This window comes from Luteolibacter sp. Y139, from assembly GCF_038066715.1.
Lineage (GTDB): Bacteria > Verrucomicrobiota > Verrucomicrobiia > Verrucomicrobiales > Akkermansiaceae > Haloferula > Haloferula soli.
In genome coordinates this window covers 608,931-628,868 of record NZ_JBBUKT010000004.1, presented here as the reverse complement: position 1 = coordinate 628,868, position 19,938 = coordinate 608,931, and the positions used below count along the sequence as shown (strand labels likewise).

Here is a 19,938-nt window from a genome sequence, read left to right as displayed (position 1 = left end):
AACATCAATCCTCCACCGTCACTTCTGTTAGATCCCTCTGCCTCCTCCACCGCCACCCGAGAAACAAAGCCCAAGGAACAGCGTACAAAAGCACCACAAACCACCACGCGAAGATCCAAGTCATACTATCAAGGCCCGCATTCCTCAAGATCTTCACCTCTACCTCGCGTTCTTCCACGGAAAGCTCTCTCCCCACCATGCGGGCAATCTCAGCCAGCGGATCCGCCCGCACGATCTCCGGCGGAAACCATCGCCGGTCAAACTCGACACGTTCTTCTGAACTGAACTCGAAGTGATGAAGCATTCTGCCGGAGAATGACTTCAGCGACGTTCGTTCGATCCCCATGCGTCCTCCGCTCAAATAAACGGTCCAGTACTTCGAGCCAATCCCCAGCTTCATCGTGTCGACATGATTCATCGACCTCACCCACGCCCACCCCAGGAACACCAACACCACCACCCCCAGCCAAAACGACTTCCACCGGTAAATCCGCCGCGCATTCATAAAGCAGATTCTGTTAGACGATTCATCCTTCTCCACCGCCACCCCAGAAACCCCGCCCACGGCACCAACATCCCCGGAAAAAACAGCCAATACGGCACGAACACCATCAGCTCTCCTCCATCCGCCACGATCACCGGACTGGCCACCGGAGACAGGGTTTCAGATGAAACGAAAGAGAGTCCCCGATGCGGCGCTACACCCGCGCCATGGACGATGCCCACATGGAGTCTCTGTGGCCTTTCGTCGTTGTAAGTCGTCCATCCAGCCGTCTTGAAGTGGTCAAAGCCGAGCACGAACCCACCTGCAGCCTGGATGCCGCCAAAATACGGCCCTCGCACCATCCGAAGAGCCCTCACCGAATTCCACCACCCGTAGCCCAAAAAAAACAACACCACCACCCCCAGCCAAAACGACTTCCACTTGTAAATCGCCCGCGGCCTCATTCCCGGAAATCATGCATGGCCGTCCCCTGGTAGGAAACACCTGAGTTATCGCCAAAGGAACGCCACCCATCGCACCCACTCCTCCACGCTTGCCTCCACGCTCCCTTTTCCCCAGCCTGTGCCATGATCCACCTCCGCCCACTCGTCACAACCGCAGCGCTGCTCCTCTCCGCGCCCATCGTCTCCGCGCAGGATAAGAACAAGGACAAGTCCGAGGCCATCCCCATGGACACCCACGTCCTCGCCACCCAGGGCGCAGCACCCGCACTCGGCACCACCTTCACCATCACCCGCATCATCGCCAGCGATGGCATGAGCATGAAGATGAGCTCCGGCGGCAAGCTCACCGAAGGCACCGTCGTCAAAAAGGAAACCACCGTCGAAACCCTCGAAGGCCTCGGCCCCGGGAAAATGCGCCGCACCCTCATGAGCACCGGCGATGAAGGCACCGTCACCTTCAATGGCCAGGCCAGCCGCCCGCCCCGCCGGCTCGATAGCCTGTTAGAGACACCCGTCATCCTCACCCGCGCCAAGGGCAGCTGGATCGCCGACCTCGAAAAAGGCCCCGCCTTCGAAAACCAGAAGCGCGCCCTCCAGCTCCTCGAACAAACCGTCAACCGCGACTTCGCCTTCACCGGCTACGGCAGCGCCCCGCACAAGCCCGGCGACAAATGGAATGCCAGCCTTGAAGCCTTCGGCCCCGAGCTCTTCGGCGAATTCGCCAATGCCAAGGACGTCAAAGGCACCTTCACCCTCGAGCTCACCGGCATCAAGCAACAGCTCGATACCCCCTGCGCCCAGCTCAAGGCCACCTTCGACCTCAAGGGCACCCCCAAGGGCGACCCCACCGGCACCTTCACCTTCAAGGGCGAGGGCGACATCCTCCGCTCCCTCCGCGACCAAGTCGACCTCGGCTGGAAATACACCGCCGTCATCGACGTCTCCGCCAAAGGCGCAGCCCCCGGCCAACCCTCCATGCAAGTCTCCGGCCCCCTCATCATCACCGGCACCACCACCGTCAAGCGCCCCTGACCCATCGTGGTCCGCACGCGCCGCGTGCGGAAACCGAAGCACCTCGCAACTCCACCGCACCACCCACCGCCGCGCCACCCTCACGCCCTGAGGAGGATGACACTCCTGTCATCCCGTTTCTTCCAAACTCCGCAAACGGACAAGCACACCTTCACCTCCCGCCACATCCCTTCCCCAAAGCACCAACGGTGCGCCATCCCTCAGCCCAGCCCATCGGGCTGGGTTTTTCATGCACCAAGCCCGGCGGCCTGAAGGGCCGCGATACGTGAAGGGAAACAACCCACCCACCACCTTCCATCACACGCCCACTGCCCGACCTGTTAGACGCCTAATCCTCCGCCACCGCCACGCCATCAGCAAACCCCACGGCACCAGAACCAGGAGCATGAAAAACCAGCAAGCAAAGCTCCACATCGCGCCGAAAATATTCCGCGTCTCAATGATCCGGATCATCTCCCTGCGTTGAGCCTCGGACAGCCTCTCATCCTCCTTTATCGCGGGAATAAGCTTTGTCTCCCGATCCATACGCTCGATCGCCGGCGGAAACCACGGATCGTCGGACCAACTGCGGTCATACGACTCATGGCTAACGCCATGAACCCAATCCGGGGAACTCTCCAATTCACATCCCGCCAAAGTGACCTTCCCCGACTCCAGTTCGATGCTCCAGCCGCTTCCACCCATCCCCACAATCGTCCTGTCGAAATACCCCATCGACCTCACCCACGCCCACCCCAAAAACCCCAGCACCATCACCACCAGCCAAAAGCTCTTCCAGCGATAAATCGGACGCGCACTCATCGCAGTAAAAACCCAACCCTACCTCTCCACCTTCGGCCCATACAGCCCCACCGCCTTCTCCGAAAAATCCGGCAACGCCCCCAAATCTAACAGCGCCTCATAATACCTCACCTTCCTGTCATCCCCCGACACCCTCACCCGCGCCCGCACACCCTCCTTCTCCTTCGCGATCAACTTCAGCACCGATAGCTTCCCGGCAATTTGATTCGCCATCACCAGCCGGTGCTTGATGCCACCCTCCGCATCCACCGTCACCGATAGCACATACCGCAGCCACAGCCCCACCCCGCGCGTATTCCACACCACCAGCGCCACCGAATCATTCGAAGTCCACACCACCGACCCCACGAAGTCCCCCGGTCTCAGCTGGAAATTCACCGGCTTCCCACCCGCATCCACCGTCACCTTCTCATTCCCCACGATCACCGCCGCCTTCACCGCTCGCGACCCCGCATCCACCGCCGCCTCGAAGCGCCCCGTCACCGGCTGTTCCCGCCCCGCCGCCTCGCTCCAGTTCTCCATCACCACCGCATCCTTCAGCACGATCTCTCCCACCGTCAGCTTCTCACCCTCCCCACGCGCACTCCACCCGACGCACATCCATCCAAGCACAGCGCACACCACGAATCTCATCGGCCACAAACCTATCCACCCGCCGCCCTTAATCAATCACCCAGTGCCTGTCGCCCCTCCCATCACCATGAAGCAGCGATCCTTCACCACGCAGCGACCATCGAGGTAAAATGGCATACCTTTTCCAACAGACAGCCACACCCCCGCGCCTCACCCTCTCGCCAAGAAAAGACAGGACCCCATGCCTCGCAGGAAAAGAAGCATAGGAGGAAGAAGAAGATGGGAATGGCTCTACATCATCCCCCTCGCATTCATCTCCATCACCCTCATCGGCACCGGCGTCTTCACCCTTCCTCGCACCATCGCCCTCGACCGCAGCCAGTCCGTCGTCACCGCCAAGGTCATCGCCGAGCAGAAGCGACCCGACTCCCGCACCGGCCCGTCGTATGACGTGAAGTACATCTTCTCTCCCGCACCCGGCCTCCCCGAAATCGGCCCATCGGATTTCCTCGGCCGCTCCCTCGTCTGGGTCTCGCTTCCCGAAGCAGCCTGGAACGAAGCGACAACCACCAAGACCCTCCAGGTCAAATTCGATCCCGCCAACCCGGCGAACAATGCCCCCGTCGCCAACCGCCGCGGCATCTGGGACAATATCGGCATGATCACTCTCGGCGGCCTCCTGCTGCTCATCACCATTTTCGCCGGACGCTCCGTCCCACCGTAGCCACACCCGAAAATCTCATCGCATCTCCCCGCCCCATGAGATAATCCACCCTCTAATGAAAACCCTCCTCCTTTCACTACTAACAGCCCTGGCCACCTCCAGCCTCGCGCAGACCGCCGCAACCTTTCCCACCCCGCTCCCCTGCGAAAAGGAAGGCAAGGTCATCCCCCAGTTCATCACCCGCGAGAACTACACCTTCACCAATTCCACCCTGCTCGCGAAGTACGCAGACGGCCTCCTCTTCCAGGTCGACAAGGCCGCACCGCCCGTCAATCAACCCTATGGCGGCATGGAAAACTGCCTGCTCATGATCCCCGAGCACTGCCTCCCGGATAACCTCCGCACCGCCGTCGGCGGCTTCACCACCGCCGCCGCCAAAGCCGCCACCGAACAACGCGTCGCCGCCCTCCAAACCCTCAGCAGGGAAGAGCAATTCCCCAAGCGCGACTCCGGCCACTGGAACGCCACCTGGTACGATGCCGATCAGGACCCCTTCCACGCCAAGCCCGGCCGCACCCAGACCTGGGAAGAATCCCAAGCCCTCCTCGCCAAGCTCAAAGCCGAGAATGGCGACGACAAGAACCCCAAGCCTGACGGCCCCGGCAAACCCATCAAGCCCGCCAAGCCGGACAAGGTCGTCATCATCGAAGACCTCGCCGGCACCAAATGGGACTGGGGCAGCGGCGGCGAACTCGAACTCCGCAAGGACGGCACCGCCCGCCACTCCCGCTGGAAGAACCCCGGCACCTGGGAAAAGCAAGCCGACGGAACCATCAAGCTCACCGACGCAAAAGGCGGCCTCTTCACCATCACCCTCTCTAACAACGGCACCGGCAAAGTCATCGCCTCCGGCGGCGCCCAAACCACCATCACCCTCACCCGCGGCGGAAAAAAACAGGAAGACCCCAAACCCACCGGCAAGCCCAAGTAAGCCAGGGAGCGCTCATCCTCTTCTTCGTAGCGGGACGACTGCGTCGTTCCGGCTGGGGAGAGCCCGCACCTTAAATCCGAAGCCCGGCTCATCACCCGCCTACCTTCCCCATGTAGCGGCGTGTCTATGACCGTCGCTGACTAGCGGCCACAAGCCGCATCCCTGTGAACCCGCTCCATCACATCTTCCCTCCCACCTTGGCAAGCCCACCGCTTTCACCTACACACCACCATGTGATCGCCCCTTGGAATATCCTCCGCCTGTTCTCCCTCATCGCCGCAATCCTCGGCATCTCCTTCCTCGCGCTCATCCTCTCCCGTGCCCACGTCCCCTACCAAGACCAAGGCACCTACAGTTGGACCACCCAAGACGGCACCACCACCACGGTCGCCCACATGGATGCCCCACTCGTCCACACCCTCCTCTCCACCTTCGCGTTCGTCACCTCCGGAGCCGCCTGGCTCCTATCACTCCGCGGCAGACCCACGAAGCACGCCGAAGCAACTGGCGACATCAAAATGTAGCGGCGTGTCTACCTGTCCTCCGTCGTGGCCGATCCTCTTGTAGCCTTGGCGACCGAGTGATGGCTAAGGAGGACCAACAACGGAAGCCGACGGCAACAAGCCGCATCGTGAGACTCCCGCTTCGTCTCCGCAGGAATACCGCAGATGCCGCCAACCTGCGACGACCTCCCCAACCCTGCAAATTTTTCGAGCCCCCGCTTCCTCCTTGAGCCCCCATTGCAAATAGCATCATCTGGGTTCCCCCCCACATGAAGATCCTTGCGGTTATCGAATTCTCCCCCGGCACCGGACCCAAGAAACGCGGCAGCTTCAGCACTGCCATGGCCGACTCCGGCTTCACCAGGCTCCCCGGCGTCTCCTCCTGCTGGATCGCCGATCGCAAATTCTCCGCCGTCGACCCCGCTCGCGAAGCCCTCGCCCAAGTCGCCGCCACCACCGAGGTCCGCGTCCACAAGGCCTACCTCGTCGAATACGGCGAGTTCCTCACCTTCCCGCCCACCCCGGCGCGCCGCGCTTAAAAAGACGAACGCGAGGCCCCGCGACAAATTTGTTAGGTCAGGATCTCTCCTGCCTTTCAAATTTCGCGTCTATTCGCGTTCTTTCGCGATTAAATAAAAACGTCGAAGCCACCCCAAGGCCCTCCTCATCAAAGGCGCCCCAATCGCCACGACATACCCTAAGTATTGGACGCCTCAAAGATACTCTCGATCGACTCCCCGATCACCGCATCAAATTCCGCATCGGACTGCTGCGCCGAGAGCCCCTCCGCCAGCGCCCGCGAAAAGCTCGCGATCACCCCGTGATTCCTCCGCAGCCGGTCGTTCGCTTCATCCCGCGAATACCCACCCGACAGCGCCACCACTCGCAAGACCTTCGGGTGCTTCACGAAGTCCGCGTAGAAATCATCCTGCTCCGGCAGCGTCAGCTTCAGCATCACCATCTGCCCCGCAGGCAGCAGCTCCAGCTGCCCTAGGATCGCCGCCTTCAGCAGCTCCTCCGCCTTGCCCTTCTCCGGGCAATGAATGTCCACCTCCGGCTCCACGATCGGCATCAGCCCCGCAGCCAGGATCTGCCCCGCCACCTCGAATTGCTGGCTCACCACCGCCTCGATTCCCACCGCGTTCGCCTGCTTGATGAGCGACCGCATCTTCGTGCCGAAGACATGCTTCGCCTTCGCCCGCTCCAGCAGCGCCCCCAGCCCCGGCATCGGCTTCATCACCTGCACGCCGTCGTTCTCCGCGGCCAGCCCCTGATCCACTTTCAAGAACGGCACGATCCGTTTCACATTCCACAGATAGTCCGCCGTCGCCTGCCCCTCGATCTCCTTGTCCATCGTGTTCTCGAACAGGATCGCGCCTAACAGCCGCTCCCCCGTGAAGCTCGGACTCGTGATCATCCGCGTCCGCATCTCGTGCACCAGCTTCAGCATCTCCTCCTCACTCGACCACGCTCCCTCCTGGATCCCGTACTGCGCCAGAGCCTTCGGCGTGCTGCCACCACTCTGGTCCAGCGCCGCGATGAAGCCCGGATCGCACTTCATCTTCCGCAGCTGTTCTTCGTTCAATCCGATCGGGTTCATAACATCACTCCTTCCACTCGCGATTTCACTCTGACGTAACCACGCCCTCCCGGAGGTGACGATTGGAAAATCGCCCTCCACCCTCACCCCGCGCGACGACAGCACCCTGCCGAGCTTTTACCTCGCGCCATCCGCCCTCTCCGCTTTAATGGCCAGCTGTCTGACGCACCCATGCCTCCCACCACGGCTTCCACCTCCCCGGATCGCCTGAAGGATCCCGAGGATCCCGGCCGCACCATCCCGCGGCGTCCCCCGATCCGGGCCCACCGGCCCGGACCCGCCGCCTCCATCGCCCTTGCCTTTGGCGCCGTCTTCTTCGCCACCATGTGCCGCTGGGCACTCGATCACCTGGTCGGGGACATGTTTCCCTTCCTCACCTTCTACGTCGCCGTCGCCCTGGTCACATGGTACGCGGGCCGCCTCCCGGGCTTCCTCGCGCTCACCCTTGCCGGTGCCTCCGTCCTCTATTTCTTCCTCCCGCCGCGCTTCTCCTTCGCCCTCACCTTCCCGGGCGTGGCGCAGGGCATGGTGCTCTACTTCATCTGCGGCGCCGTCCTCATCCTTCTCTTCGATACCCGGCGCCAGGCATGGCTCCACGCCGTCACCCAGACCGAGCTCCTCCAGGTCACCCTCGGCAGCATCGGGGATGGCATCATCACCACCGACCAGCGCGGCCTCATCACCCACATGAATTCCCTCGCCGCCCACCTCACCGGCTGGGATTGCGATGAAGCCGTCGGCCAGCCGCTCGAAAAAATCCTCTCCCTCATCGACGCGAACTCCCGCCAGCCCCTCGCCGGCACTTCTCTAACAACCGGCACGCCCATTCTCCTCCTCCATCGCGATGGCGGCCAGCACTGGATCGAAAGCAGCACCGCCACCCTCCCCTCCAAGTCCTCCCCCGCCGGCCACGTCATCGCCTTCCGCGATGTCACCGCGCGCCATCACGCCGAGCTCGAAGCCGAGACCTCGCTGAAGAAAGCACAGCTCCTCGCCGATGCCGTTCCGTCCCTCATCTCCTACATCTCGCGCGACTTCCGCTACCAGCTCACCAATCAAACTTACGAGATCTGGTTCGAGCGCCCCCGCCGCGAAATCAATGGCCGCACCATGGAGGAAGTGCTCGGCCCCGCCGCATGGGAAACCCTCCGCCCCTTTGTCGAGAAAGCCATCGCCGGCGAGCATGTCACCTACGAGACCGAGATCCCCTACCGCAGCCAGCGTGGCACCCGCTGGATCTCCGCCAGCTACACCCCGGACATCGGCGAGGATGGCACCACCCGCGGCTTCGTCGCCCACGTCACCGACATCACCGCCCACAAGCACGCCGAACAAGCCCTCCGCGAAAGCGAGGAACGCCTCCTCGAAACCGACCGCCGCAAGGACGAGTTCCTCGCCACCCTCGCCCACGAACTCCGCAATCCCCTCGCCCCCGTCCGCAATGCCCTCGCACTCCTCGATCGCGCCGACAGCAGCCACAGCGAACTCGCCATCAAAGCCCGCGCCACTCTCGGTCGCCAGGTCGATCACATGGTCCGTCTCATCGATGACCTCCTCGATGTCAGCCGCATTAATACGGGACGCCTAGTACTTCGCCGCGAGCGCACCGATCTCCGCGAGGCCGTCCGCCACGCCGTCGATGCCAGCCGCATCTTCATCGATCAACACCACCACGCCTTCCAGCTCCACCTTCCCGTCGAACCCGTCTGGGTCGATGCCGACTCCGTCCGCATCGCCCAGATCTTCAGCAATCTCCTCAACAACGCCGCCAAATACACCAACCCCGGCGGTGCCATCTCTCTCACCATGGAGCGCGAGCGCGATGGCTCCGAGGTCATCGTGAAAGTCCGCGACACCGGCATCGGCATCCCGCAAGAGAAGCTCGCCCACATCTTCGACCTCTTCGCCCAGCTCGATTCCTCCCTTGAGAAATCCGCCGGCGGCCTCGGCATCGGCCTCTCCCTCGTGAAGCGCCTCATCGAGCTCCACGGCGGCACCGTCACCGCCGAAAGCACCGGCCACGGCCACGGCAGCGAATTCACCTGCCGCCTCCCCTTAGCAGAGAAAGCCGCCATCCCCGCTTCCATCGCCCAGCCCGCCCCCGCATCCACCGCACCCCTCCGCGTCCTCGTCGTCGATGACAATCGCGACAGCGCCGACTCCCTCGCCATGGTCCTCACCCTCGATGGCCATGAAACCCGCTGCGCCTACGATGGCCTGCAAGCCCTCGATGAAATCGCCGACTTCGCTCCCCGCCTCATCCTGTTAGACATCGGCCTCCCCCGCATGAATGGCCATGACGTCTGCCGCACCGCCCGCCAGGCGAATGGCGGCCATGCCCTCTCCATCGTCGCCCTCACCGGCTGGGGCCAGGAAGACGACCGCCAGGAAACCCGCGCCGCCGGCTTCGACGCCCACTTCGTCAAGCCCGTCGACCTCACCGAGCTCAAGCAATTCATCGCCACCCTCGCGACCAACCAGACCCCGCCCACCCCTTCGTAAAAACCGATGGGACCCTTTGAAAATTCGTCTCTTGCGGGCGCTTGAAATGGGACGAGCTTCTAGCTGACCCAGACCATCTGGCGCGCACTGTCTCCGAACCCAAGACCCCGACCCAAACCCAACAGAGACAGAAGCGGGCTGGGCACTCCATCCAAGTGATGGAGTGCTCCATTTTTTGTACGCCTCCAGCATCTTCCAACTCGGAAGCGTCTCCCACTCGGAGTGCCTTCCACTGGGAGCGCCTTCCACTGGGAGCGCCTTCCACTGGGAGCGCCTTCCACTGGGAGCGCGGAATTCATTCCGCCCGAACGGTCCCTTACTGCTCGCCCCCAAGCGTACGTAGTCCCGCCTTCAGGCGGACTCGAACCACCCACCAACCCCGCTCCACCAAACACGCCCGCATCGCCTCCCCTGAGGAGGGGCGAGACTCCTGTCGCCCCGTCATCCCCGACCTCTCCCGAAACACTCAATCAATAGACCAAGGTCCCCACAACCGAAGTTCACATCGCCAGGATCAACACCGCATTCACCTCTCCACCATCTCCGTCCCCACCTCCACCGCCGGCCTCTCCACCGCCGCACCCCCCATCGCCCTCTCACTCATCCCTCGCAATAAAATCACCCCCACCGCAATCAGCGGCAATAAGGCCAGAGCGAAGATCAAAGCCATGCGAATGCAAATCCACAACAAGTGGGCTTGGCTACCATTCGCAGGACGCGGCGGCGACGACACGCGGGCGAGATTCATGGGTTACGTAACCTTGGCGGGAATCACTCCCCGCGTCTATCCAATTTGCGCACAAGCTTTAGCGCCGCCTTATCTGACCTCGCCAGCGACCAGCGCCCGGCGCTCACCAGCCCCAAAGGGGCGAAATCCCTAAGCCCAGGGCATCGCCCTGGGTTGGTATGTCCACATCACCCGGCGGCCTGAAGGGCCGCGAGAAGATCGAGCCCGCACCCCCCAAAAAGCTCTCCTCCCCTCGCACTCCGCCCAAGCGAAAGCCATCCACTCTTCACCCACTTCGATTGGTGATTGGAAGATTGGTGATTGGAAGATTGATGATTGGTGATTGGTGATTGGTGATTGGTGATTGGTGATTGGCCATCTCACCCTCACCCCACCCCATTCCTCCTCTTGATTTCCTCCAGCACCTCCGTCGGCTGCACATCCTTCATCAGCTCCTCCACATCCCCATCATCCACCGCCGGAACCCCGAGCCGCTCCGCCATCCCCACCACCATCTGCATCACCCGCGTCGACTCCCGCTCCGCCAGCAAGCTGATGTGCAGGTGCAGCTCCGCCCGCTCATCCGCGATCTCCCGGTTCCGGTTCTGGTTGAAAAGGATGCACGCCGAAAGGAACAGCGACTCCAGCGCCGCACACACCGACATCATTTCAAGATGCGGATCGAACCGCGAACGGAAGAACCATCACGCGCCATAAAACAACAGGTGCAGGTAAATGAAGCTCACACTCCCCACGAAGTCCGCGATCCTCCTCACCACCACCTGCGCCCTCGACCCCTTGTCCAGATCCCTCCGGTGCTGGTCCAGCAGCACCCGGATATTCTCCGCCAGCACCCCTGGCAGCGGCCCGCCACCGCTCTTCGCTTCTGATGATGACTCGCCCTCGCCCATCGCTTTCCAATCGTTAGCCGCAAACGATTCACCGGATCCCTCCTTCGGCAAGCGACGGAATCACCTCCCTCCCACGAGCTGTGCTCGAACACAAACACTGCCACCTCGTCGCGCTCTGGCGGCGGCCTCATCCCTCGGTGATCCGATAATACACGAGCGTACAGACGAGGCCAAAGCACAAGAGAACCATCGGAATCGTGCTGAAGCACCACGCCCACTCGCCCAGTTTCCGTATCCCTCGTTTTGACGAACTGCCTCGAAACGATCGCATCGCCAACGGAGCAAGCATCGTCCAGAACGCCACCCCACAGGTCCCGGTGAGGAGCACGATCGCGATCCACCACCCTCCTTTGTACATCCAGTTCCCGGATACGTAGTCACACCACAGAAGCAAACCCACCACCGCCCAGTAAACCCCGGTCATCACCGAGATCACCTTCGCCACGTTCGATTCCGTGATCGTCATCGTCCTTCACTTCTTCGCCACCACCACCCGGTAAACCGTGCTCCCCGAGTGCGCGTTGTGCACCGTCCCGGAGATCATGAGAAAGTAAGTCCCCCGGATCTCCACGTCATGCGTGTACGGCTTGTCCCGCGTGTGCTTGATGTTCGACTCGATCACCGTCTCCTCTCCCGAGATCGCCTTGTGCAGCAGCTTGATGTTGCACTCCTTCGTCCCCGTCTCATCCGGATTCACCATCGGAGAAGTCGGATACACGTTCCACGTCCCGCAAATATACTGCAGCTGGATGCGATCACCTTCCACCGCGCTGCCGATCTTCGTCAGCCCCGCGCTCGACACGTCCAGCAGCTTGCCTCCCATCAGCACCTCGCCGATCTTCGTCTTGAAGGACTCGTCCAACGTCTTCTTCAGCGCCTCCTCCTTCGCCGCATCCCCCGCCTTCTGCGCCGTCCCGGTCTCCGTGAACATCACCGGCAGATAGCGGGTCTCCAGATCCTGCACCGCCTTGCGATACTCCTTCTTCGTCTTCTCCTTGTCCCCGGCCTTCTTCGCCATCTCCGCCTCATTCTTCACATCCAGCTTCGTCTTCGCAGCCTTGAAGGCCGCGGCCGATTGGTCCGCCGCCGTCGTCTGCGCGTGAACGAGCGTCGCCGAAAGCAAGAGAAGGAGCAGGGATTTCATGGCACCGGGAGGGAAGGGTAGGGAGGGAAAGAAAGAACCAGACGTGTGGGATATTCACCCGCGGAAGACATCCGGAAAGACATCAACATGTCATATCCGACATCCTCACACACCCCCGACCACACCTCATGAAGCCGGAGTGAATTCCCCATGAATCCCTCCGTCAACCACACGCCCCGGCTTGACGCGCCCTCCACTTCTCCCCATCCCATGACCCATGAGGCACCCGTGGATCGTCCTACCCCTCGTCGCCATCGCCGCGTTCCTCACCGGCCGCTGGTCCATGGATCATCCCCCCGCGGATGAAGCCGCCGCTCCTCCCACCGCGACTGCAGCCAAGCCCACCAAGGCCAGCACCAGCGACTCCCGCGACGCCTCGGCCAAGCGCCCTCGCCCCGCCAACGCATCCTCCGACAAGCCATCCCTCCTCCCCACCGACCCACACTTCCAACCCGGCAAGTCCAGGGACTGGCTCCTCCAGCAAATCAAACTCAACGGCTGGGAAGACGATCCCTCCCTCCTCTTTCGCATGGTCCAGACCTACGCCGCCATGGATGAGGAAGAGATCAGCGAAATGGTCGCCACCTATCAGGAGATCATCCGCAACTACCCCTCCGCCAGCGATGCCGAACAAGCCGCCTTCCCCAAGGAATGGCTCTTCAAGCTCGGCCTCTTCCCCGCCCTCTGGCGCTACTCCCAGCTCAATCCCGATGCCGTCCTCGACATCGTCGAGGCCGATCCCAGGCTCAAGGATCAGGACTCCTATCAAATGGCCATCGCCAGCCTCGCCGCCATCGATCCCGATCGCGCGCTCGACCGCTACTCCAGCCTCGAAGGCCGCGCCCTCCAGAATGCCATGGAGCCCATCCTCGGCACCCTCTTCGCCACCGATCCCGATCGCGTCATCCAGATCCTCGATGACCTCCCCAATGACCCTGACCTCGACGGCGAACGCCGCAAGGTCGCCGAACGCCTCGCCGCCGATAACCCGCAAAAGGCCATCGACTACGCCCTCGCAAACATCCGCGCCGGCCGCAATCCCGACGTCCTCAAAGTCGCCTTCCAAACCTGGCGCGAAGCCCATCCCGAAGAAGCCAAACGCTGGGCCGCCACCTACACCGGCCCCGGCGCCGAGACGCTTAAGTAGCCGTCGCATTTCTCTTCAGCCCCAAAGGGGAGACCAGCCCTAAGCCTAGGGCAAGCAAAGCGCCGCCCTGGGTTCCCCCGCCCGACAACCGGTGCCCTGAAGGGGCACTAGACGTGTTGGCTGCTCTCCACCACCCACCATTGCCACCACCCGGATCCCGACTGAAACTCCGGCACGGCCAATGGACCCATCCACCTACATCGCAGGCATGACCATGGGCCTCGGCCTCATCGTCGCCATCGGTGCCCAGAATGTCTTCGTCCTCCGCCAGGGCCTGCGTCACGAACACGTCTTCGCCGTCTGCCTCGCCTGCGCCCTCTCGGATGCCATCCTCATCATCGTCGGCATCACCAGCTTCGCGAAGATCGCGATGATCCTCCCATGGATCAATCCCGCCATGCGCTACGGCGGCGGCGCCTTCCTCACATGGTATGGCGCGAAGAGCCTCCGCTCCGCCCTCCGCTCCCGCGATGCCCTCGTCGTCGAAAACACCAGCACTCCCTCCAGCCTCGCCCGCACCCTCCTCGCCTGCCTCGCCATCACCTGGCTAAATCCCCACGTCTACCTCGATACCGTCGTCCTGTTAGGCACCGTCTCCACCCAATTCCCCGGCAAGCAATTCTCCTTCGGAGCCGGTGCCGCCACCGGATCCTTCCTCTTCTTCTTCGCCCTCGGCTACGCCGCCAAGCAGCTCCGCCCGCTATTCGCCAAACCCTCTGCCTGGCGCATCCTCGAAGGCACCATCGCCCTCGTCATGTGGGGCATCGCCCTGAAACTGGCACTCGGCGCATAGATCGCAGCCCCGCGCCCTCCGAACCCGCCTCCGCACCGCGAAACAAAAATAATTGACTGGTCAGTCATTTAAAGCTCCCTTGTTTCCCGATGGCCCGTCCCAAGAGCAACGACAAGCGCACCGCGATCCTCGAGGCCGCGGTCCGCGTGATCGATCAGGAAGGCCTCAGCGCACCCACCGCCACCATCGCCCGCGAGGCCGGCATTTCCAATGGCTCCCTCTTCACCTACTTCGAGACCAAGACCGAGCTCTTCAATCAGCTCTACCTCGAATTGAAGACCCAGATGGGCACCGCCGCCGTGGAGGGCTTCCCGGCGAAGGCCGCCCTCCGCAAGCAAGCCCACCACGTCTGGTGGAATTGGATGCACTGGGCCGCCGCTCACCCGCCCAAGCGCCGCGCCCTCGCCCAGCTCGCCGTCTCCGAGCAGATCACCCCGGAGACCCGCGCCGCCGTCTACAAGAACATCGCCGGCCTGATCGATGTCCTGGAACGCATGCGCCTCCGCGGCTCACTGCAAAACGGAGCCACCAACTTCGCCAGTTCCATGATGACCTCCCTCGCCGAGACCACCATGGACTACATGATCAATGACCCCGCCAACGCCGACAAACACTGCACCGTCGGCTTCGAAACCTTCTGGCGCGCCACCTCCTAAGGACCCCTTTTTTTCGCTAAATACCTGAGTGACCAGACAGTCAATCCCCTAACAAGCCATGTCCACCATCACCATGAAAACCCTGTCAGCTCCGGAGGCCGCCAAGATCAGCACCCCGTGGACCACCGCCGACATCCCTTCCCAGAAAGGCCGCTCGGCCATCATCACCGGCACCGGCGGCATCGGCCTCGAGACCGCCCTGGAACTCGCCCGCGCCGGTGCCGAAGTCATCATCGCCGGTCGCAATCCCCGCAAGGGCGAGGACGCCATCGCGCGCATCATCGATGAAGCGCCCTCGGCCACCGTCCGCTTCGAGCAGGTCGATCTCGCCAGCCTCCAATCCATCGCCGACTTCGGCGCGCGGCTGCGCGACCAGCGCGACAGCCTCGATCTCCTCATCAACAACGCCGCCGTCATGATGCCACCGAAACGGCAACAAACCCAGGATGGCCTCGAACTCCAGTTCGCCACCAACTACCTCGGCCACTTTGCTCTAACAGCCCAGCTCATGCCCCTCCTCTGCGAGGGCGAAAAGCCACGCGTCATCTCGCTCTCCAGCGTCGCCGCCCGCGACGGCATCATCGACTTCGCCGACCTCCAGTCCGAGCACCACCACAAGCCCATGCGAGCCTACAGCCAATCGAAGCTCGCCTGCCTCATGTTCGCCTTGGAGCTTCAGCGTCGCAGCGCCGCCGGCCAATGGGGCGTCACCAGCATCGCCGCCCATCCCGGCATCGCCCGCACCGATCTCCTGCACAATGCCCCCGGCCGCTGGAGCGCCATCGGCACCGCACGCACTCTCCTCTGGTTCATGTTCCAGCCCGCCTCCCAGGGAGCGCTCCCTTCGCTCTACGCCGCCACCTCACCCACCGCGAAAGGCGGCAGCTACTACGGCCCCGCCAGCTTCAGCGAAACCCGCGGCGCTCCCACCACCGCCACCATCCCGAAACAAGCGCTCGATGCCGAAGCCGCCTCCCGCCTATGGGAAATCTCGGAACACCTCGCCGGAATCACCATCCCCGCACCTCGCGAAGCAAGGGACGTGACCCTCGAAGAGTTGGATGACCCTGAATGAGCCTTCCAAGGTAGCCCGCCTCGCCCATTCAGCCCGCCACCTCAGACCCCCACCACCACCGGCATCCGGAAAACAAACTCCGTCCCCTCCGAGCTCGACGCCGCCGTGAGCGAACCACCATGAGCCTTCGCCACCTCGGAAGCGATGTACAGCCCGAGTCCCAATCCATTCTGGCTCTTCCGCGCTTCCTCCCTCGTGAAGGGCTGGAAGAGCGACTCGATGATCGCCTCCGGAATCACCTCGCCCCGGTTGACCACCTGCAGCACCAGATCGCCTCCTTCCACCGTCGCCGTCACCTGCACCGGCTCATCGGAAGCGCCATGCGTCAGGGCATTGGCTAACAGATTCGAAAGGATCTGCGACAGCCGCGCCGGATCACAATCCACCAGCCCATCGATGGCGATGTCGCACTCGATCTGCCGGCCGAGATGCATCACCTGAAGCTCGGCGACCACCTCACTGAAACTCTTCTGCAAATCGGATGGCCTGCGATTCAGCACCACCCCGCCACCGAGCCGGAAGCGCGCGAAGTCCATCACGTTCTCGATCAGCTCGCTCATCCGCAGCGCACTCGACTCCATCGCCCCCACCAGCTTTCGGTCACGCGGACTCAGCTCGGACTCAGCCAGCAAGGCCGTGCCCATCGTGATCGCGCCCAGCGGATTGCGCAGGTCATGCCCCAGCACCGCGATGAATTGCTCGCGCAGCACTGCCGTCTCCTCGGCATCCATCAGCTTCGTTTCCGCCGTATCGCGCGCCTGTCTCAGGCTCGCCTCATACGCATGCCGCTCCACCGCCAGCAGCACCGTCAGCCGGGTGAAAATCATCCCGCCCTCGTCCGCCTCCTGCCTTCGCATCGCATTTACCAGCACCGGCAAGCGGCTGCCATCCCGGCACACCATCTCCAGCGAGACCTCCGAGTAGTGCCCCTGCATCTTCAGCAGCGGCGCCAGATGAGTCTCATGAAATACCTTCCCACCGATCGATAGCAGCTCGGCGAATCTCCGCCCCTTCAGCTCTTCCACCGTGTGTCCAAGCCAGCGCGCGAGCGGACCATTGCACAGCACGAAGCGATCTTCACCATCCAGGATCGCATATCCGCACAAGCTATTCTCGAAGAAGTCCCCGAAGTCGCGCAGCAGTGGATGATCCTCCCCGCTCATGACAGGAACTCGCGGATCGCGGCAATGGTTTCCTCCGGCGCACTCAGGTTCGGGCAATGCCCCGTCGCCTTCATCACCACCAGTTCGCTGTCCGGCATCTTCTCGTGCATGTAGCTTCCCACCGAAAGAGGAGCGATCACATCGGACGAGCACTGCAGGATCAGCGACGGCAGCACCGCATCATCCAGAATGTCCCGCACATCCGTCAGGAAAGTCGTCCGCGCGAAGTGCTTCGCGATCTCCGGATTGGTCCGGCAGAAACTATTGGCGAGCTCATCGCCCAGCTCCTTGCGATCCGGATTGCCCATGATCACCGGCGCCATGTTCATCGACCAGCCCATGTGATTCTTGTCGAGCGCATCCAGCAGCTCATCCACCTCCGCGCGCGTGAAGCCACCCGTGTAGTCCCCGTCATTCAGATAGCACGGCGACGGAGCCACCAGCACCAGCCTCGCAAACATCCCCGGCGCCATCGCCGCCGCGATCACGCCCATCATCGCGCTCACCGAATGCCCCACGAATACCGCATCCTTCAGCTCCAGCGCCCGCCCAATCTCGACGATATCCAGCGCGTAGCCATCCAGCGTCGCATACTTCTGCCGGTCAAACGCCGCATGATCCGAATGCCCCGCTCCCACATGATCGAACAGCACCACCCGGTGATCCTCCTCAAATGCCGGCGTCACCAGCCGCCACATGTTCTGGTCACAGCCGTAGCCATGAGCGAACAGCATCGTGGGCCCGTCCTCCCTACCTTTAACAATGACGTTGTTTCTCCGTAATACCGGCATGATTTCCACCTTCCACCGCGAGCGCCATCTTCTTCCGGTGTCGCTCCACTTCAAGGTGGATTCGCAAATTCCATCACTTGCTCTTCGCCCTCACTTGAGACCGGGCGAAAGCACCCTTACTGCGCCGACGCCACTCGTGGCCGCGTGGTGGTCGTCCAGCGCCTTCTCATTCGCCGTGCAGGAGGCACGGATGAACTCGACCGCCGCGTCCTCCAGCTTCCCGGAAGTAGGATAGTCCCCGCTGTGAAGCAGGATTCTCCTCCTCAAGCTGGAGCCGCCCGCCTCGTTCACCACCTCGATTGTCACCGTCATAGCGGCGACTCTCCGCCACGAAATTCAAGAAGCAAACGACGTTAGATCGCGACTGCAACCTGCCGCACCCGGATCGAAGATTGATGGCCCGGGATGAACCATGATAGCCCGGCACATGCCCAAAGGCAAAACCACACGCATCGCCGCCATCGCGCTCCTCATCCTCGCGCTTGGCCTCGCGTGGCGGTCTTTTCCAAATGCGGGCACTGCGGCCGACGACAAGAATCCCGACGCAGCCAACAAAACCACGGCGGATCCAGAGCTGCTTGCGGCCAGGAAACAACCGCCCGCTCAGGAGCCAAACGGCATCACCTCTCCATCCGATCTCGCACCTCCGACCAAACTCACCGAGCGCAAGGAAAGCACCAGCATCCGCGATCTCGAGAAATACGGAATCAAGGTGGAAGCCGAGCACGTCGGAAAGAACTCCGCCACCGGCAAGGTCAAGGTTACGGTCCAAGGCGGCATCGTCCTGGAAGCGGACAGCGCGAAGATGAGCTCCAATGGAATGCTCGTGGCAGAGGGAAACCCCACCATGGTGAACGGAGGCACCCGCATCGGCATGGGCCACGGCGAGAACACCGCCATGGCCATCTTCTTCGACGAGGAGAAACAGAGCGTCGTCATGCGGAGCGCTGCCGCCGACAAGGTCACGAAACCCCTCCCACCCGACTCCGAACTCCCCGCCCCCGAACGCAGCGACCCATCAAAGTAGCGAGCCTTCACCCCGTCGCTTCAGGCATCGCTCCGGGAAGGCATCCGGATTCTGGCACCCGTGCTGCGAAAGCATCTCCCATGCACTCTCTCACTCCACGCGGCCAAGCCTTCGTCGATCAATTCGCAGGCCGTCATGAACTCAGCCGCGAGTCCGTCATCCACCTTCTCGAAGCTCTCAACCAGGGCGGAGGAACGATGGCGCAGTTCCATTGCGCTGAGTTCGGCAGCGGCCAATGGATGCGGGGAGGCATGACCATGGTCGGCGACATGTTCAATCACTCGCTCAAGGCCCGCGTGAATGACGTGTGCTCCGCACTCTCCAGTGCCATGGGAAAGACGGAGTTCTTCTCACCCGTCACGGAAGCTAGCGGATCGGGCGTTCCATGGTGGCCGGCTGGCTTGGGCACTCCTTCGAGCACCGGCTCGCAGAATCGAATCCGCTACGCCATTTTCCCCCAGTCGAAGCGGCTGGCCATTGAGGAAGGTGGCAAGCTGACCATCTATGACACCGGCGATCACCGGATCGGCGGCATCAGCCAGCAGCAAGGCGGAGCCACGGCCGTTCAGTTCACCAGCCAGCACGGAAGCTTCCTCGCCCAGGGCTTGCCCGTCGTGAGGGAAAAAGCGGACTCGCCCGCTGAGGTTGCGGAGTCGTCACCGCCCCCCTCCTCTTCTGCGGTTGATGCAGCGCGCCTGATCAAGCAACTGGCGAGTCTCCACGCTGAAGGCATTCTCACCGATGAGGAATTCACAGCGAAGAAGGGCGAAATCTTGCGCCGCGTCTAACAGCTCATTGGAATTTCACACCGCAGTGCATTCCGTCCGCTTCTCGTGAAACTCCATGCAATGTGACCGCGCATCTTCTGAAGAAGATCATAGGACCTAGCC

The 19,938-nt window shown here is 62.4% G+C and carries 23 protein-coding genes and 1 pseudogene; 12 read left to right on the top strand and 12 right to left on the bottom strand.

The annotated features are described in order from the left end of the window. Positions 1 to 4: 4 nt before the first annotated feature. The gene (locus WKV53_RS13585; RefSeq protein WP_341405156.1) at positions 5 to 565 is read right to left on the bottom strand and encodes a hypothetical protein; all 561 of its coding nucleotides are present in this window, start codon (positions 563 to 565) and stop codon (positions 5 to 7) included. Between the two features lie 506 nt (positions 566 to 1,071). Between WKV53_RS13585 and WKV53_RS13580 the strand changes: the two genes are divergently transcribed. Beyond that, positions 1,072 to 1,980 (top strand): hypothetical protein, encoded by a 909-nt coding sequence (locus tag WKV53_RS13580; protein ID WP_341405155.1) that lies wholly within the window; start codon positions 1,072 to 1,074, stop codon positions 1,978 to 1,980. 297 nt (positions 1,981 to 2,277) lie between these two features. On the opposite strand, the gene WKV53_RS13575 is transcribed toward WKV53_RS13580, so the two are convergent. After that, positions 2,278 to 2,781: a hypothetical protein gene (locus tag WKV53_RS13575; protein WP_341405153.1), complete on the bottom strand. Its 504-nt coding sequence runs from the start codon at positions 2,779 to 2,781 to the stop codon at positions 2,278 to 2,280. Between the two features lie 18 nt (positions 2,782 to 2,799). Beyond that, a complete protein-coding gene (locus WKV53_RS13570) occupies positions 2,800 to 3,414 on the bottom strand; it encodes a hypothetical protein (protein WP_341405152.1) in 615 nt (204 codons plus the stop codon). 181 nt (positions 3,415 to 3,595) lie between these two features. Between WKV53_RS13570 and WKV53_RS13565 the strand changes: the two genes are divergently transcribed. The 4 genes from WKV53_RS13565 (at position 3,596) to WKV53_RS13550 (ending at position 6,051) form a co-directional block, all read left to right on the top strand. Beyond that, positions 3,596 to 4,078: a DUF3592 domain-containing protein gene (locus WKV53_RS13565; RefSeq protein WP_341405151.1), complete on the top strand. Its 483-nt coding sequence runs from the start codon at positions 3,596 to 3,598 to the stop codon at positions 4,076 to 4,078. Between the two features lie 55 nt (positions 4,079 to 4,133). After that, the gene (locus tag WKV53_RS13560; RefSeq protein ID WP_341405150.1) at positions 4,134 to 5,009 is read left to right on the top strand and encodes a hypothetical protein; all 876 of its coding nucleotides are present in this window, start codon (positions 4,134 to 4,136) and stop codon (positions 5,007 to 5,009) included. 233 nt (positions 5,010 to 5,242) lie between these two features. Continuing rightward, complete coding sequence (locus WKV53_RS13555; RefSeq protein ID WP_341405149.1) at positions 5,243 to 5,533, top strand: hypothetical protein; 291 nt, start codon at positions 5,243 to 5,245, stop codon at positions 5,531 to 5,533. Between the two features lie 248 nt (positions 5,534 to 5,781). Further along, positions 5,782 to 6,051 (top strand): hypothetical protein, encoded by a 270-nt coding sequence (locus tag WKV53_RS13550; protein ID WP_341405147.1) that lies wholly within the window; start codon positions 5,782 to 5,784, stop codon positions 6,049 to 6,051. A 158-nt stretch (positions 6,052 to 6,209) separates the two neighbouring features. On the opposite strand, the gene WKV53_RS13545 is transcribed toward WKV53_RS13550, so the two are convergent. Next, complete coding sequence (locus WKV53_RS13545) at positions 6,210 to 7,112, bottom strand: fructose bisphosphate aldolase (protein ID WP_341405145.1); 903 nt, start codon at positions 7,110 to 7,112, stop codon at positions 6,210 to 6,212. Positions 7,113 to 7,283: 171 nt separating this feature from the next. On the opposite strand from WKV53_RS13545, the gene WKV53_RS13540 reads away from it, so the two are divergent. Continuing rightward, positions 7,284 to 9,614, top strand: a complete 2,331-nt coding sequence (locus WKV53_RS13540) for a hybrid sensor histidine kinase/response regulator (protein WP_341405144.1) — start codon at positions 7,284 to 7,286, stop codon at positions 9,612 to 9,614. A gap of 526 nt (positions 9,615 to 10,140) precedes the next feature. Here WKV53_RS13540 and WKV53_RS13535 read toward each other — a convergent pair. From WKV53_RS13535 to WKV53_RS13515, 5 genes and pseudogenes are all read right to left on the bottom strand, one after another. Then, complete coding sequence (locus tag WKV53_RS13535; protein WP_341405142.1) at positions 10,141 to 10,362, bottom strand: hypothetical protein; 222 nt, start codon at positions 10,360 to 10,362, stop codon at positions 10,141 to 10,143. Between the two features lie 365 nt (positions 10,363 to 10,727). Then, a pseudogene (locus WKV53_RS13530) lies at positions 10,728 to 11,027 on the bottom strand (DUF1003 domain-containing protein); the annotation flags it as partial. Positions 11,028 to 11,045: 18 nt separating this feature from the next. Then, on the bottom strand, positions 11,046 to 11,303 hold the full coding sequence (locus WKV53_RS13525) for a hypothetical protein (RefSeq protein ID WP_341405141.1): 258 nt from the start codon (positions 11,301 to 11,303) through the stop codon (positions 11,046 to 11,048). Positions 11,304 to 11,379: 76 nt separating this feature from the next. Beyond that, positions 11,380 to 11,718: a hypothetical protein gene (locus WKV53_RS13520; RefSeq protein ID WP_341405140.1), complete on the bottom strand. Its 339-nt coding sequence runs from the start codon at positions 11,716 to 11,718 to the stop codon at positions 11,380 to 11,382. 6 nt (positions 11,719 to 11,724) lie between these two features. Next, positions 11,725 to 12,396 carry a hypothetical protein gene (locus WKV53_RS13515; protein WP_341405139.1) on the bottom strand — a complete coding sequence of 224 codons (672 nt, stop codon included), beginning with the start codon at positions 12,394 to 12,396 and terminating at the stop codon, positions 11,725 to 11,727. 217 nt (positions 12,397 to 12,613) lie between these two features. On the opposite strand from WKV53_RS13515, the gene WKV53_RS13510 reads away from it, so the two are divergent. The 4 genes from WKV53_RS13510 to WKV53_RS13495 all read left to right on the top strand — a co-directional run bounded on the left by WKV53_RS13510 (position 12,614) and on the right by WKV53_RS13495 (position 16,067). After that, entirely contained in the window at positions 12,614 to 13,543 is a 930-nt protein-coding gene (locus WKV53_RS13510; protein WP_341405138.1) for a hypothetical protein, read from the top strand. A gap of 181 nt (positions 13,544 to 13,724) precedes the next feature. Then, the gene (locus tag WKV53_RS13505) at positions 13,725 to 14,336 is read left to right on the top strand and encodes a LysE/ArgO family amino acid transporter (RefSeq protein ID WP_341405137.1); all 612 of its coding nucleotides are present in this window, start codon (positions 13,725 to 13,727) and stop codon (positions 14,334 to 14,336) included. An 89-nt stretch (positions 14,337 to 14,425) separates the two neighbouring features. Then, on the top strand, positions 14,426 to 14,992 hold the full coding sequence (locus WKV53_RS13500) for a TetR/AcrR family transcriptional regulator (protein ID WP_341405136.1): 567 nt from the start codon (positions 14,426 to 14,428) through the stop codon (positions 14,990 to 14,992). A 58-nt stretch (positions 14,993 to 15,050) separates the two neighbouring features. Beyond that, positions 15,051 to 16,067: an SDR family oxidoreductase gene (locus tag WKV53_RS13495; protein ID WP_341405135.1), complete on the top strand. Its 1,017-nt coding sequence runs from the start codon at positions 15,051 to 15,053 to the stop codon at positions 16,065 to 16,067. A 41-nt stretch (positions 16,068 to 16,108) separates the two neighbouring features. Here the strand turns inward: WKV53_RS13495 and WKV53_RS13490 are convergent, their stop codons facing one another. From WKV53_RS13490 to WKV53_RS13480, 3 genes are all read right to left on the bottom strand, one after another. Further along, the gene (locus WKV53_RS13490; RefSeq protein ID WP_341405134.1) at positions 16,109 to 17,230 is read right to left on the bottom strand and encodes a PAS domain-containing sensor histidine kinase; all 1,122 of its coding nucleotides are present in this window, start codon (positions 17,228 to 17,230) and stop codon (positions 16,109 to 16,111) included. Next, entirely contained in the window at positions 17,227 to 18,021 is a 795-nt protein-coding gene (locus WKV53_RS13485; protein ID WP_345789662.1) for an alpha/beta fold hydrolase, read from the bottom strand. The genes WKV53_RS13490 and WKV53_RS13485 overlap by 4 nt, the downstream gene beginning before the upstream one ends. Before the next feature lie 90 nt (positions 18,022 to 18,111). Beyond that, positions 18,112 to 18,333, bottom strand: a complete 222-nt coding sequence (locus tag WKV53_RS13480; RefSeq protein ID WP_341405131.1) for a hypothetical protein — start codon at positions 18,331 to 18,333, stop codon at positions 18,112 to 18,114. 115 nt (positions 18,334 to 18,448) lie between these two features. On the opposite strand from WKV53_RS13480, the gene WKV53_RS13475 reads away from it, so the two are divergent. Together WKV53_RS13475 and WKV53_RS13470 are read left to right on the top strand one after the other, a co-directional pair. Then, positions 18,449 to 19,048, top strand: coding sequence for a hypothetical protein (locus WKV53_RS13475; RefSeq protein WP_341405129.1), 600 nt, complete (start codon positions 18,449 to 18,451; stop codon positions 19,046 to 19,048). 80 nt (positions 19,049 to 19,128) lie between these two features. Beyond that, positions 19,129 to 19,836: an SHOCT domain-containing protein gene (locus WKV53_RS13470; protein ID WP_341405128.1), complete on the top strand. Its 708-nt coding sequence runs from the start codon at positions 19,129 to 19,131 to the stop codon at positions 19,834 to 19,836. Positions 19,837 to 19,938: the final 102 nt, after the last annotated feature.

Bases quoted from the DNA above. Each gene is read 5' to 3' on its own strand.
- WKV53_RS13570 (WP_341405152.1), bottom strand. From the start codon at position 3,414: ATGAGATTCGTGGTGTGCGCTGTGCTTGGATGGATGTGCGTCGGGTGG.
- WKV53_RS13520 (WP_341405140.1), bottom strand. From the start codon at position 11,718: ATGACGATCACGGAATCGAACGTGGCGAAGGTGATCTCGGTGATGACC.
- WKV53_RS13545 (WP_341405145.1), bottom strand. From the start codon at position 7,112: ATGAACCCGATCGGATTGAACGAAGAACAGCTGCGGAAGATGAAGTGC.
- WKV53_RS13510 (WP_341405138.1), top strand. From the start codon at position 12,614: ATGAGGCACCCGTGGATCGTCCTACCCCTCGTCGCCATCGCCGCGTTC.
- WKV53_RS13470 (WP_341405128.1), top strand. From the start codon at position 19,129: ATGCACTCTCTCACTCCACGCGGCCAAGCCTTCGTCGATCAATTCGCA.
- WKV53_RS13535 (WP_341405142.1), bottom strand. From the start codon at position 10,362: ATGAATCTCGCCCGCGTGTCGTCGCCGCCGCGTCCTGCGAATGGTAGC.
- WKV53_RS13575 (WP_341405153.1), bottom strand. From the start codon at position 2,781: ATGAGTGCGCGTCCGATTTATCGCTGGAAGAGCTTTTGGCTGGTGGTG.
- WKV53_RS13500 (WP_341405136.1), top strand. From the start codon at position 14,426: ATGGCCCGTCCCAAGAGCAACGACAAGCGCACCGCGATCCTCGAGGCC.
- WKV53_RS13515 (WP_341405139.1), bottom strand. From the start codon at position 12,396: ATGAAATCCCTGCTCCTTCTCTTGCTTTCGGCGACGCTCGTTCACGCG.
- WKV53_RS13560 (WP_341405150.1), top strand. From the start codon at position 4,134: ATGAAAACCCTCCTCCTTTCACTACTAACAGCCCTGGCCACCTCCAGC.
- WKV53_RS13580 (WP_341405155.1), top strand. From the start codon at position 1,072: ATGATCCACCTCCGCCCACTCGTCACAACCGCAGCGCTGCTCCTCTCC.
- WKV53_RS13495 (WP_341405135.1), top strand. From the start codon at position 15,051: ATGTCCACCATCACCATGAAAACCCTGTCAGCTCCGGAGGCCGCCAAG.
- WKV53_RS13565 (WP_341405151.1), top strand. From the start codon at position 3,596: ATGCCTCGCAGGAAAAGAAGCATAGGAGGAAGAAGAAGATGGGAATGG.
- WKV53_RS13490 (WP_341405134.1), bottom strand. From the start codon at position 17,230: ATGAGCGGGGAGGATCATCCACTGCTGCGCGACTTCGGGGACTTCTTC.
- WKV53_RS13475 (WP_341405129.1), top strand. From the start codon at position 18,449: ATGCCCAAAGGCAAAACCACACGCATCGCCGCCATCGCGCTCCTCATC.
- WKV53_RS13485 (WP_345789662.1), bottom strand. From the start codon at position 18,021: ATGCCGGTATTACGGAGAAACAACGTCATTGTTAAAGGTAGGGAGGAC.
- WKV53_RS13550 (WP_341405147.1), top strand. From the start codon at position 5,782: ATGAAGATCCTTGCGGTTATCGAATTCTCCCCCGGCACCGGACCCAAG.
- WKV53_RS13505 (WP_341405137.1), top strand. From the start codon at position 13,725: ATGGACCCATCCACCTACATCGCAGGCATGACCATGGGCCTCGGCCTC.
- WKV53_RS13480 (WP_341405131.1), bottom strand. From the start codon at position 18,333: ATGACGGTGACAATCGAGGTGGTGAACGAGGCGGGCGGCTCCAGCTTG.
- WKV53_RS13540 (WP_341405144.1), top strand. From the start codon at position 7,284: ATGCCTCCCACCACGGCTTCCACCTCCCCGGATCGCCTGAAGGATCCC.